This window comes from Kitasatospora sp. NPDC059747 (assembly GCF_042732955.1).
GTDB lineage: Bacteria > Actinomycetota > Actinomycetes > Streptomycetales > Streptomycetaceae > Kitasatospora.
In genome coordinates this window covers 61,176-73,415 of sequence record NZ_JBHWGV010000001.1, presented here as the reverse complement: position 1 = coordinate 73,415, position 12,240 = coordinate 61,176, and the positions used below count along the sequence as shown (strand labels likewise).

General features: G+C 71.4%; 14 protein-coding genes. 3 read left to right on the top strand and 11 right to left on the bottom strand.

The genetic code is table 11. The features are described 5' to 3' along the window. Positions 1-373: 373 nt before the first annotated feature. Entirely contained in the window at positions 374-649 is a 276-nt protein-coding gene (locus ACFV4G_RS00390; RefSeq protein WP_380435170.1) for a hypothetical protein, read from the top strand. On the opposite strand, the gene ACFV4G_RS00385 is transcribed toward ACFV4G_RS00390, so the two are convergent. From ACFV4G_RS00385 to ACFV4G_RS00375, 3 genes are all read right to left on the bottom strand, one after another. Continuing rightward, positions 646-1,203 carry a hypothetical protein gene (locus tag ACFV4G_RS00385; protein WP_380435169.1) on the bottom strand — a complete coding sequence of 186 codons (558 nt, stop codon included), beginning with the start codon at positions 1,201-1,203 and terminating at the stop codon, positions 646-648. The two genes, ACFV4G_RS00390 and ACFV4G_RS00385, sit on opposite strands and share 4 nt — an antisense overlap. A 77-nt stretch (positions 1,204-1,280) precedes the next feature. Further along, positions 1,281-1,544 (bottom strand): hypothetical protein, encoded by a 264-nt coding sequence (locus ACFV4G_RS00380; RefSeq protein ID WP_380435168.1) that lies wholly within the window; start codon positions 1,542-1,544, stop codon positions 1,281-1,283. Beyond that, positions 1,541-1,903, bottom strand: a complete 363-nt coding sequence (locus ACFV4G_RS00375; RefSeq protein WP_380435167.1) for an ATP-binding protein — start codon at positions 1,901-1,903, stop codon at positions 1,541-1,543. The genes ACFV4G_RS00380 and ACFV4G_RS00375 overlap by 4 nt, the downstream gene beginning before the upstream one ends. 148 nt (positions 1,904-2,051) lie before the next feature. On the opposite strand from ACFV4G_RS00375, the gene ACFV4G_RS00370 reads away from it, so the two are divergent. Both ACFV4G_RS00370 and ACFV4G_RS00365 read left to right on the top strand, forming a co-directional pair. Further along, positions 2,052-2,918 (top strand): helix-turn-helix domain-containing protein, encoded by an 867-nt coding sequence (locus ACFV4G_RS00370; RefSeq protein WP_380435296.1) that lies wholly within the window; start codon positions 2,052-2,054, stop codon positions 2,916-2,918. A gap of 218 nt (positions 2,919-3,136) precedes the next feature. Then, positions 3,137-3,505, top strand: coding sequence for a hypothetical protein (locus tag ACFV4G_RS00365; RefSeq protein WP_380435166.1), 369 nt, complete (start codon positions 3,137-3,139; stop codon positions 3,503-3,505). Between the two features lie 58 nt (positions 3,506-3,563). On the opposite strand, the gene ACFV4G_RS00360 is transcribed toward ACFV4G_RS00365, so the two are convergent. The 8 genes from ACFV4G_RS00360 to ACFV4G_RS00325 all read right to left on the bottom strand — a co-directional run bounded on the left by ACFV4G_RS00360 (position 3,564) and on the right by ACFV4G_RS00325 (position 12,200). Beyond that, the gene (locus ACFV4G_RS00360; RefSeq protein ID WP_380435165.1) at positions 3,564-4,328 is read right to left on the bottom strand and encodes an ABC transporter permease; all 765 of its coding nucleotides are present in this window, start codon (positions 4,326-4,328) and stop codon (positions 3,564-3,566) included. Continuing rightward, a complete protein-coding gene (locus ACFV4G_RS00355; RefSeq protein ID WP_380435164.1) occupies positions 4,325-5,251 on the bottom strand; it encodes an ATP-binding cassette domain-containing protein in 927 nt (308 codons plus the stop codon). Before ACFV4G_RS00355 ends, ACFV4G_RS00360 begins: the two co-directional genes overlap by 4 nt. Continuing rightward, positions 5,251-6,087, bottom strand: a complete 837-nt coding sequence (locus ACFV4G_RS00350) for a DUF4097 domain-containing protein (protein ID WP_380435163.1) — start codon at positions 6,085-6,087, stop codon at positions 5,251-5,253. Before ACFV4G_RS00350 ends, ACFV4G_RS00355 begins: the two co-directional genes overlap by 1 nt. A 105-nt stretch (positions 6,088-6,192) precedes the next feature. Then, complete coding sequence (locus ACFV4G_RS00345; protein WP_380435162.1) at positions 6,193-6,750, bottom strand: hypothetical protein; 558 nt, start codon at positions 6,748-6,750, stop codon at positions 6,193-6,195. A gap of 169 nt (positions 6,751-6,919) precedes the next feature. Then, a complete protein-coding gene (locus ACFV4G_RS00340; protein WP_380435161.1) occupies positions 6,920-7,987 on the bottom strand; it encodes an adenosine deaminase in 1,068 nt (355 codons plus the stop codon). A gap of 177 nt (positions 7,988-8,164) precedes the next feature. Next, positions 8,165-9,460 carry a DUF445 domain-containing protein gene (locus tag ACFV4G_RS00335; RefSeq protein WP_380435160.1) on the bottom strand — a complete coding sequence of 432 codons (1,296 nt, stop codon included), beginning with the start codon at positions 9,458-9,460 and terminating at the stop codon, positions 8,165-8,167. Between the two features lie 131 nt (positions 9,461-9,591). Further along, on the bottom strand, positions 9,592-10,887 hold the full coding sequence (locus ACFV4G_RS00330) for a nucleotide sugar dehydrogenase (RefSeq protein WP_380435295.1): 1,296 nt from the start codon (positions 10,885-10,887) through the stop codon (positions 9,592-9,594). Between the two features lie 80 nt (positions 10,888-10,967). Further along, positions 10,968-12,200 carry a glycosyltransferase gene (locus ACFV4G_RS00325; protein WP_380435159.1) on the bottom strand — a complete coding sequence of 411 codons (1,233 nt, stop codon included), beginning with the start codon at positions 12,198-12,200 and terminating at the stop codon, positions 10,968-10,970. Between the last annotated feature and the right edge of the window lie 40 nt (positions 12,201-12,240).

Here is a 12,240-nt window from a genome sequence, read left to right as displayed (position 1 = left end):
CTTCGGCGGATCGCACAGGAAGTCGGCCCAGCGGACTTCCTGCGCCGCGGCGGGCTTCTGGCCACGTGCAGCGGCCCGGTCGCCGCGTCTGCTGGGCGCCAGTTGCCCTCGGAGCGGTGGCGGGCGGCGTGCATGAGGCCCGCGACCTTGTACAGGAAGTCGGACCGGCCGACTTCCTGTGTCCCGCCGAGCTGACGGGACGGGGACGCGCACGAGGTGTGGGGATCGCGCTCGAAGTCGGATTGGCCGACTTCTCGCGATGCGTCGGGCCTTCGGTGGCTGGCGGACGGGCGCTTGAGGGGGTGCGAATTGTGCGCGAAGTCGGGTGGGGTGGGGGCTATCTTGGGCGCTTCGGGAGAGGAGGTGGGGTGCCTTGTTGATCGAGTTCGTTCGGCGGGTGGATGGCCTGACGTATCGGTTCCTCCGTGATGGCGACTTCAACGGCAGGCCCTCGTTCAAGCGGCTCGATCTGGATCTCTGGTGCCGCTGGTTCCCCGACCGGGGGTGGTGCACCGTCGATGCGCACGGGATTGCCAACTCCTGGCCACTGCTGGGGCGTGCGGGTGGCGAGGAGCCGTTCCCGCCCCTTGGGCCCTGGCGCAGCTGGAAGGGCGGCAAGTCCTACCTCTACGATCTCCGCAGCTTCTAGTCTTCCCCCGTCGCCGCGATCACCACCGCGTGACCGTTGCCGATCCCGACGATCGCCGCGTCGAACGTCGCCTCGGTGACCGAACGCCACGACACGCGCCCCCGCGGCCCCTCTCCGTACGCCGTCGAGCCGTTGGCCCGCCACTGGGCATCCGGGCCCAGCAGTGTCACCAGCCCGAGGCCGATCGCGTCGGCCACCGGTCGCATCGGGCCGTCCCCGCCCCGGTACACGAGGTCCCGGATGAGGGTGCCGGCGATCCACGGTGGCGCCTCCTCCGGCGACACCACGATCGCCAGCGCGGCCTCCATCGCCCGCACATCCCGCGGCCCCCCGTGCCCGTGCTTGCAGTGTCCACAGTGCGGGTGGAGCAGGCCGGTCGGCTCCAACACGTCCCAGCACAACCGGCCGTGGCTGCGGCCGTCGTCGGATCCGAGGTGGACGATCCGGTCGGGCATCAACTCGACCCATTCCGCCAACCAGAGGTGGAGGTCCGGGTCCGGGCCGAGGTCGTACGGGGGCGGCGGGGTGAAGGAGAGGTTCACGGCGACCAGCATGCCTCATCGGCCCCTGCGGACCTTTCGGCTCCGGGCTTCGCAGACGGCGCCGACGATCGCCGCCAGGATGATCAGGATCAGCAGTCCGAGCACCGGTGGCCCCGGTGACGGTTGTAGTCGCGCAGCAGCGCCAGCAGATTGATGAGCGTGCTGGCCGGGATGTTGCCGAGGTTCACCAGCACGCGGCCGTTCATCGCGGTCTCGCCGGGTTTGGCGGAGGGCCAGAGAAGGCCGAATTCGCGGCTCTCGGATCGCAGTTCGACGATCAGCTCGATGATCTGGCGGGTGGTGAGGTGCCGGATCGCGGGGTCGGAGGGGTGGATCGGATGCAGGGCGTTCACGCGGCACCGTCCAGCTCGAACCAGACCGTCTTGCCGAGCTTCTGGGGCTCCACGCCCCAGCGGTGGGTGAGGCCCTTGACGAGTTGGAGGCCCCGGCCGGTCTCGGAGAGGGCGGAGGGGTTCCGGGGTTCAGGGAGCGTCGCGCTGCGGTCGGCGACGGTGACCCGGAGGGTGTTGCGGAGGAAGACGATCAGGACGACGGGCGACGTCGTCTCGCCGTGACGCCAGGCGTTGACGATCAGTTCGACGAGCGCGAGTTCGGCGTCGGCGATGGCGGAGGGCGGCCATCCGGCCCTGGCCATCGCTTCGCGGAGGGCCTCACGGGAGATCGTGAGGGAGGGCGAGTTGAGGTTACGCATGGGATTCTCCCAGCGGTGTAAGGGATTTGACGCGCCAGCGAGTGATCGGCGCAGCACCGACTGTAGAGCATGAGTGGTACATGTTGGGGTACTTCTACCACCAGCCTTCACTCGATCGGTGGATTGCTGGACCCTCCGATGGGTCGCGATGGATGCTTGGGGCATGCCACCACGAACTACCCCATCAGCAAGGCAGGAACGGGTAGGAACCGAGCTGCGGAAGATGCGCGACTGCGCTGGCCGCACGACCGCCCAAGCTGCCGCGCTGTTCGGCTTCGCCAGAACGAAGATCACGCAGATCGAGAAGGGGAACTACCCGATCAGCGCCGACCGCGTACGCATGCTCGCCTCCGAGTTCGAGGAGGGCGATGCCGAGTACGTGGAGGCGCTTGGGGTCATGGCCGAGGAACGCCATCGGGGCTGGTGGGAGGAGTTCCGAGGATCTGTGCCGACGGGATTCCTCGACATCGCGGAGATGGAGCATTTCGCCAGAGGAATGCGCACGTACCAGGTCTCGCATGTGCCAGGAGCGATGCAGACCGAGGAGTACGGGAGAGCAATCTTCAAGGATCTCTACCCGCCGCTCTCACCGCGCCTCCTGGAGGCCCGTGTCGAGCATCGGGTTCGACGGTCGGCATTGGTGATGGGCGAAGGAGCTCGGCCCTACTCGGCTTTGGTGCACGAGGCTGCTCTGCGCATGCTGTTCGGCGGACGTGACGCAGCAAAGCGCCAGCTGGACAAGATGCTTGAGTACTCGGAGTTGGACCACGTGACGCTGCGGGTGGTCAGCTTCAGCTCCAACGGCTTCATGGGCGCCGGGCAAGGCATCATCTACGCGATGGGACCGGTGCCTCGACTCGACACGGTCCAGCTCGACGCGGTCGGCGGACCAGCTTTCCTCCACGAGCAGAAGCAGCTGGAGAATTACCGCCACATCATCAACACGATGACAGAGCGATCACTGACGGAGGCCCAGTCTCGCGATGTCATACGGCTGATCAAGAAAGAGATCTGATGGAAACACTTCACTGGAAGCGGCCGGAAGCGTGCCCGGATGGAGCGAGCTGCCCTGAGATAGCGGTCTCCTCAGACACCGTCTATGTGCGGAGCAGTCTGGTTCCTGATGGCATCGCCCAACTCACCACCGCCGAATGGCGGGATCTGGTCGCTGCGATCCGATCCGGGGAGTTCGACCTCTAACCACGGGGTAGCGACGCCATCATGAACACGACCATGCGAAACGTTCTCGTCTCCCTCGCCACCATCGCGGCCCTCGGTGTCGTCGCTGCCCCGGTGGCCTCCGCTACCCCCTCCGTCTCCTCCTCCACCCGCAACCCCTCCACCGTCAAGGCCGCCGCTTACAACCAGGCCCGCAACATCCTCGCCAACGCCGGCAGCCAGACGGCCGCCAAGTCCCACCCCGTCCACGGCAAGCCCGACGTCCCCGTCTCCTACGGCACCTCGCTCCTCGCCTCCGCCCGGGACGAGTTCCGCGCCAAGGACAAGAACCTCCCGCCCAAGGACAAGAAGTCGGACATGTCCATCCCCCACTACAACGCCATCCACAGCGCCGCCAACACCATGGGCATCGACCGCTGGTAGCAACGCCCCCGGCCCGGGCGACGTCTCCGTCACCCGGGCCGTACCGGCGATACCCCCGTCACCTCCGGTAGAACACCTTCTTCGACCACACGAACCCGACCACCGTCAGGCCCGTGCACCACGCCACCGCGCTCCACCCGCTGCTGCCGATCTCCGTCCCCATCAGCAGCCCCCGCAGCGTCTCGATGATCGGCGTGAACGGCTGGTACTCCGCGAACCACCTCAGCACCGTCGGCATGGAATCCGGCGGGACGATCGCGCTCCCGATGAACGGCAGGAACGTCAGCGGCAGCGGCGTGTTGCTCGCGCTCTCCGGCGTCTTCGACACCAGCCCGATCCCCGCCGATATCCACGTCAGCGCCAGCGTCACGAACCCCAGCAGCCCCGCCGCCGCCAGCCACTCCACGAACCCCGCGTGCGGCCGGAACCCCATCGCCAGCGCCGCGCCTATCACCAGCACCAGCGCGACCATCGTCTGGATGACGCTCCCGACCACGTGCCCGGCCAGGAACGCCGACCGCGATATCGCCATCGTCCGGAAACGGTTGACGATCCCCTCGGTCATATCCACGCAGACGCCCACCGCCGTGGCCACCGACCCCGCCGTCGCCGTCATCAGCACGATCCCCGGCGCCACGTAGTCGATGTAGTTCCCACCGCCGATCCCCGCGCCCAGCGCCCCGCCGAACCCGTAGTTGAACAGCCCCAGGATCATCATCGGCATCAGCACGACCGAGAACGTCATCGCCGGATACCGCAGCGCGTGCTTCAGGTTCCGCCGCAGCATCGTGAGCGAGTCGCTCATCACATACGTCGCACTCATCGCGCACCCTCCCCCGTCAGCGTCAGGAACACGTCGTCCAGATCCGCCGTCTCCACGACCAGCGACTCCGCCCGCACGCCCGCGTTGTCGAGCGCGTCCAGCACCGCCTTCACCGTGACCACCGAGTTGTCGCCCGGGATGTCCAGGCGCAGCCCCTCGGCGTCCGCCGTCGCGTAATCGAACAGCTCCGCCGCCGCATCGAGTTGGCCCGCGTCCGCGAACTGCACCCGGATCCGCCCGCCCGGAACGATCCGCTTGAGCTCCTCGGCCGTGCCCTCCGCCACGATCCGGCCACCGTCCAGCACGGCTATCCGGTCGGCGAGTTGGTCCGCCTCCTCCAGGTACTGCGTGGTGAGGAAGACCGTCACCCCGTGGTCCGCCACCAGCCCCCGGATGATCTCCCACATCGTGCGCCGGCTGCGGGGATCCAGCCCCGTCGTCGGCTCGTCCAGGAAGATCACCCGGGGATTCCCGACCAGCGTCATCGCCAGATCGAGCTTCCTCCTCATCCCGCCCGAGAAGGTGGACACCGGCTTCCGCGCGGCCTCCGTCAGGTCGAACCGCCGCAGCAGCTCCTCCGCCCGCCTCCGCCCCTCCCGACGGCGGAGGTGGTTGAGGTCCGCCATCAGCATCAGGTTCTCCTCGGCCGTCAGCAGGTTGTCCACCGCCGAGAACTGCCCGGTGACCCCGATCGCCGCCCGGACTCCGTCCCCCTCGCGGACGACGTCGTGCCCGGCCACCCGGGCCACCCCGCCGTCCGCCGGGATCAGTGTGGAGAGGATCTCCACCGTCGTCGTCTTGCCGGCGCCGTTCGGCCCCAGCAGGGCGAACACCGTGCCCGCCGCGATCTCCAGGTCGATGCCGTCCAGCACGACCTTCTCCCCGTACGCCTTGGTCAGTCCGACCGCCGAGATCGCCGCCATCACGCCCGCCGGACGGTGATGTCGCCCAATTCGGTCTGCGCCCGGACCTCGACGGTCTCGCGGGCCTCGCCCGGACCCTCCGTCGCGCCCAGCTCGTTGCGCAGCCGGCCGTGCTTGCTGTGCACGTCCAGCCAGGCCGCCGTGCCCTCCGCGATGCCGACCTCCAGCTCCCCGAGGGCCGTCTGCAGCGACACCCGGCCGCGCTCCACCCGGCCGATCCGGATCGGGCCGTGCGCCGTCTTGGCGTCCACCCCGGCGTGCGCGGTGCCGACCTCGATCCGGCCGAAGGAGGCATTGGCCTTGAGCTCCCCGTGGACCTCGCGGACCTCGGTGTCACCGGTGCTGTTCTTGACCGTCAGCGCACCGAGCACCGTGCCGATCTCGATCCGGCCGAGGCCGGAGACCTCCGCGTCGCCGTCGGCCGAGCCCAGCCGGACGTCCCCGCTGTCCGTCTTGAGCCAGACGTTCGCCGCGCTGTCCACGTGGATCCGGCCGAGCGAGGTCTTCACCCGGCAGTCGCCGAGCGGGCCCTCGGTGACGAAGGTGGCCAGCGGGGCGTCACCGTCGACCTCCGAGCCGGCCGGCAGCTTGATCAGGACGTCGACCGAGCCGACGCGGCCGAACACGTTGCGCTTGCGGGGGCCCTTCAGGGTGAGCCGGCCCCCGGCGAAGTCGACCTTCGTCTGCTGCGCGGCCTTGACGTCCAGCTCGACGGCGGAGTTGGACGGCGTCACCTCGGCGACGACGTCGGTGCGCTTGCCGGCGCGGATCCGCACCGAGGCGATGTCGAACTCGATGACGGCGGTGATCGGGCCGTTGGTCTCGTACGTGGGCATGGCTGTCCCGTCCTCTTGGCTTCGAAGGCTGTTCCCGCTGGTCGGAGCGGGGGTGACGTTGATGGTGTGAAGCAGTGCAGGCCGTACGGGTGGTGCGGAGAAGCGTTACCGGACCCAGCCGGTGAACCCTTGCCCCCGGCCGCGCCGGGACTGCGGCTGGGGCTGGACGGCCGGCCTCGCGACCGGCTCGCCGCCCTCCAGCGCGCCCGCCACGACCCGGACCAGCCAGGCGTTGAGCGACAGGCCCTCCTGCCCGGCGGCATCCTCGGCCCTCGTCTTGAGGTGGGCCGGGAGTCTGAAATTGATCCGGGCAGTGCCGCCCTCGTCCGACTCCGACGCCACGGGCGGCGCCAGTGGCGCCAGTGATGGCGCCATCGGCGGCGCGACCGGCTCCACCTCGTGCGGGAAGGCGTCACTGCTCGGCGGCACGCTCACCACGAACTCGGGGTTCGTGCCGCGCAGCCGCACGTCCACCGAGCCCGGCGCGAGCTCACGGGTGATCTCACTCGTGGCGGCCGACAGGGCGTTGAGCAGCGTGAGCCGCACGGCCGACTCCAGCGGCAGCGTCAGCCGCTCGGCCAGCGCACGGGCTTCTTCCCCGCCCGTGCCCGCGGCCACCGCGAGCTCGTTCCGAAGGTTTTCGACGTACGGCGTGAGGTCCATGGCTCAACTATGGCACGGGGGTGGCGCCATGTCGAGCGATTAATGGCACCACTTTGGCGCCATGTAAGCACCACCCCCGGAAACATGGCGCCGAACAACGCGGAACCGCCCCGCCGACCGAGGCCGACGGGGCGGTTCACCAGGGGAAACGCAGGGAGAACGCGGGGAACTAGCCCTGCCACCCCGCCAGGTACGCGTCGATCTCGCCGGCCAGCCGCGCCTTGCCGGCCTGGTCCAGGAACGACGCCTCCACCGCGTTGCGCGCCAGCCCGGCCACGCCCGCCTCGTCCAGGCCCAGCAGCCGCGCCGCCACCGCGTACTCGGTGTTCAGGTCCGTGCCGAACATCGGCGGGTCGTCGCTGTTGATCGTGACCAGCAGCCCGGCGTCCACCATCTGCTTGATCGGGTGGTCCTCGATCCGCTCCACCGCGCGCGTGGCGATGTTCGAGGTCGGGCAGACCTCCAGCGGGATCCGGTGCTCGCCCAGGTAGTCCAGCAGCGCCGGGTCCTTCACGGACTGCGTGCCGTGGCCGATCCGCTCGGCGCCCAGCACCCGGAGCGCGTCCCACACCGTCTCCGGGCCGGTCGTCTCACCGGCGTGCGGGACGGAGCGCAGACCGGCCGCGCGCGCCCGGTCGAAGTACGGCTTGAACTGCGGGCGCGGCACACCGATCTCCGGACCGCCCAGGCCGAAGCTCACCAGGCCCTCCGGCGCCAGCTCCGTCGCGAGCCGCGCGGTGACCTCGGCGGCCTCCAGGCCCGCCTCGCCCGGAATGTCGAAGCACCAGCGCAGCACGACGCCGAGCTCCTTCTCGGCGCGCAAGCGGGCGTCCTCGATCGCCTCCATGAAGGCGACCTCCGGGATGCCGCGCTTCACCGAGGAGTACGGGGTGATCGTCAGCTCGGCGTACCGGATGTTCTGGCGCGCCATGTCCTCGGCGACGCCGTAGGTGAGCGAGCGGACGTCCTCGGCGTCGCGGACCAGGTCCACGACGCTCAGGTACACCTCGATGAAGTGCGCGAAGTCGGTGAAGGTGAAGTACTCGGCGAGCGCCGCCGGGTCCGCCGGCACCTTCGACTGCCCGGCGTGGCGGGCGGCCAGTTCGGCGACGACCCGCGGCGAGGCCGAGCCGACGTGGTGGACGTGCAGTTCCGCCTTGGGCATGCCGGCGATGAACGCCTCGATGCCCCGGGCCCCGGTGGGGTTTCCGATCCGACTTCCGTCCGGCTGGACCACGGTCGTTCCCTTCTTTCCTGCTGCTCTACGCGCGTTCGCTGTGTCGCCAAGGATAGGGGGCCGTCGACGGGAAGGGCCGGAGGTCTGCGGGGAGACCGAGGTGAGGGGGAAGAGGAGCGCCAGGATGGAGCCGAAGAGAGGCACGGGGCCCGGGGCGGAGCGCGGGAAGGGCCCCGGTCAGCCGCCCAGGGACACCGCCACCGTGTGGATCAGCAGGCCGGCCAGGGCTCCGACCACCGTGCCGTTGATGCGGATGAACTGCAGGTCGCGGCCCACGTTGGCCTCGATCTTGCGCGACGCGTCGTCGGCGTCCCAGCCCGCCACCGTCTCGGAGATCAGCGAGGTGATCTCCGTGCGGTACGTGTCGACCAGGTACCGGGCCGCGTCCTGGAGCCAGCCGTCCACCTTGGCCTGGAGCTTGGCGTCCGTGGCCAGGCGTGCGCCGAAGCGCCGCACGCCGTCGCGGATGCGCCGGCGCAGTTCGCTGTCCTCGTCCTCCGCCGCGTTCAGCACCAGCGTGCGGACGGCCGCCCAGGTGGAGGCGATCAGGTCCTGCACCTCGGGGCGGGCGAGCATCTCGACCTTGGCCCGCTCGACCCGGGCGATGGTCTCCGGGTCCGTCTGGAGCTCGGTGGCGAAGTCGGCGAGGAACTTGTCGATCGCGCCGCGGGCCGGGTGGTCCTGGTCGTCCCTGATGTCGGTGACGAACCGCATCAGCTCCTTGTAGACCCGCTCGCCGACCTGGTGGTCGATGAACTTCGGCGTCCAGCCCGGCGTCTTCTGGGTGACCCGCTGCACGACCTCCTCGTGGTTGGCCGTCAGCCAGCCGTGCGCGCGGACGGCCACCAGGTCGACCACGCCGTGGTGCCCGCCGTCCGCGACCACCTTGCCCATCATCCGGCCCATCGGTTCGGCCACCGACGTGGCCGCCGCCCGCCTGGTGACCGCCTCGCCGACGACCGCCTGCACGTCGTCGTCGCGCAGCACCGCGAGCACGCCGCGCAGCGCCGCCGACGCCTCCTTGGTGACGCGCTCGGCGCTGCCCGGCGCGGCCAGCCACTCCCCCAGCCGGCGGCCGATGCCGAGGGCGGCGAGCCGGCCGCGGACCACCTGGCCGGAGAGGAAGTTCTCCCCGACGAAGTCGCCGAGCGAGCGGCCGAACGCGTCCTTCTTCGTCGGGATGATCGCGGTGTGCGGGATCGGCAGGCCGAACGGGCGGCGGAACAGCGCCGTCACCGCGAACCAGTCGGCCAGCGCGCCGACCATGCCCGCCTCCGCGGCGGCGGCCACGTACCCGGCCCAGGCGCCCGCGCCGGCCGCCTTGGCCCACGTGGACAGGGCGAAGACCAGGGTCGCGAAGGCCAGCAGGCCGGTCGCGATGGTCTTCATCCGGCGGACGCCGCGTCTCTTCTCCTCATCGGCCGCGGTGAACCTGACCCCGGGGCCGGTCCCGCTGAAGGCTTCGTCGCTCACCCCGCCAGTCTGCCCGCTGGGCAGCGCGAGCGGGGGCGCGCCCCGCGATCACGCGCCCCCGACGGCTGAGCTCACACCCCGCCCGGCCCCCTCACGCCCCACCCAGCCCCCTCACGCCCCACCCAGCCCCCTCACGCCCCGCCCAGCACGATCCGCCGCACCCCCGGCGCCGCCCACCGCTCCGGGTCCGTGCACCGCCGCCCGTCCAGCAGCACCCGCACCCCCGGCAGGTCCTCCGGCCCCAGCTCCCGGTACTCCGGGTGGTCCGCCTGCAGCACCGCCGCCGCCACCGGCTCCCCGGCGTGCGGGGGCAGCCCGAGCGCCGTCAGTTCGTCCCCGTCGTACAGCGGATCGGCGACGTACGGCCGCGCGCCCGCCGCCGCCAGCGCCTCGACCAGCGGGAACACCCCCGAGTACGCCGTCTCCTTGACGCCGCCCCGGTACGACGCGCCGAGCACCAGCACGCCCTGCCCGGCCACGCCGCCCGCGAGCGCGCCGTCCAGCAGCCCGACCGCATAGCCGGGCATCTCCAGGTTGGCCGCGCGCGCGGCCCGGACGACCGTCGCCGTCGGGTCGTTCCACAGGTACAGCCGCGGGTAGACCGGGATGCAGTGCCCGCCGACCGCGATGCCCGGCCGGTGCAGGTGGCTGTACGGCTGCGAGTTGCACGCGTCGGCGACGGCCGCGAAGTCGACGCCGATCCGGTCCGCGTACCGCGCGAACTGGTTGGCCAGCGCGATGTTGACGTCCCGGTACGTCGTCTCGGCGAGCTTGGCGAACTCGGCCGCCTCCGCCGAGGCCAGCTCCCAGACGCCGTTGGGCCGGGGCAGGTCGGGGCGCGGGTCGAAGTCCAGCACGGCGCGGTAGAACTCGGCGCCGCGCCGGGTGGACGCCGCGTCGACGCCGCCGACCAGCTTGGGGTAGCGCCGCAGGTCGGCGAAGACCCGGCCGGTGCGCACCCGCTCCGGACTGAAGACCAGGGCGAAGTCCGCCCCGGCGGCCAGCCCGGAGCCGGCCGCGAGGCGGGGCGCCCAGCGGCCGCGGGTGACGCCGACCGGGAGCGTCGTCTCGTAGCTGACGAGCGTGCCCCGGCGCAGCCCGGCGGCGACGGCGTCGGTGGCGGCGTCGAGCAGGGCGAAGTCCGGCGTGCCGTCGGCCGCGGTGACGAGGGGGACCACCAGGACGACGGCCTCCGCCCCGGCGACGGCGGTGGTGGTGTCGGTCGTCGCGGTCAACAGCCCCTCGGCGACGACCCGTTTCAGGGCCTCGTCCAAACCCTCCTCACGGGGGAACGGAGGCACTCCCCGGTTGACGGACCGGACCACCCGGGGCGCGATGTCGGCGCCCGTCACCCGGTGGCCCTTGAGCGCGAACTGCACGGCCAGCGGCAGGCCGAGCTTGCCCAGGCCGACCACGCAGACGTCCAGCCCGCCCTGCCCCGTCCCGCCCTGCCCCGTCCCGTCCTGCCCGGTCCCGCCCTGCCCCGTCCCGCCCTGCCCGGTCCCGCTCATCCCCGGCCTCCGTTCACCGAGTTGGCCAGCCGGCGCCACACCGGGGAGCGCCGCAGGCCGCGGCGCAGGTGCTCCGGGACAATGCCGCGCCACAGCTGCTGGGCGAGGTTGGGCGGCGGTGGCGCAGGGTCCGCCGTCTCGGCCGTCTCCCGCAGGAGGAACAGCTCGTCGGGCAGCCCGAGTTGGCCGTCCCGGAAGGCCGGGTAGCCGGCGTAGTGGCGGCGGCCCTCGACGACCACCGGCGGCTCGCCGTGCGCCGCCTCGTAGCGGATCAGGTCGCGCAGCGCCTCCGGCCGTCCGGCGGCGGCCAGTTCGAGGCGCAGCCGGTCCGGGACGGGCAGCCGGTGGAAGACCTCGCGGGCGCCGAAGCAGTCGACCAGGCGGCCGACCTCGGCGCAGACGCGGTGCTGCACGTCGTCGTCGAGGAGCAGGAAGCCGTCCCGGAGCAGGCGCGGCACGTCCCACGCGAAGCTGCGGGCGCGGATCGCGTCGAGTTCCTCCCCCGGTTCGGCGAGGTCGGCCGCGACCTGCTGGAGGGCGGCGATGCCGCGCAGCCGGTCCAGGACGGAGGCGCGCTCGGTGACGTTGCCGCGGTCCTCGCGCAGCACGAGGAAGTAGCAGTCGTAGTCGGCGAGGACGGAGACGCGCCCGGCCCGCAGGCAGGCCTCCAGGGTGAACGGCTGGTCGGAGAAGACCTTCAGCCCCTCGTCGCGGCAGAGCCCGTGCCGCCGGATGAGGTCGAGGCGGAACAGCTTGGTGTCGGACAGGGCCCAGGCGAGCGCCGAGTCGGCGAAGCCGACGGACTCGGCGCTGGCGTGGAAGATCCCCTGCGGCACCAGCCGGCCGTTCACCCCGACGTGCTTGGGCACGACGACGTCCGAATCCCACGCATCGGCCGCCGTCACCAGCCGCTCCAGGGCCTCGCCGCCGAGCCAGTCGTCCGCGCCGAGGAACAGCACGTAGCGGCCGCGGGCCAACGCCAGGGCCCGGTTGGTGGGGGCGGCCGGGCCGCCGGAGTTGCGCTGGTGCACCACCTGGAAGAGGCCGGGGTGGCGGGCCGCGTAGTCGTCCAGCACGGCCTCGCCGCCGTCCGTGGAGCCGTCGTCGACGACCACGACCTCGAACCGGCCGGGGGCGAGGGTCTGGGCGACCAGCGAGTCCAGGCAGGCGGTGAGGTAGGGCATGGTGTTGTAGACCGCGACCACCACGGTCACGTCGGGTCCGGTCATCGGGTCGTGCTGCCCCTCGGGTGCTCGGTGCGGTGGGCGG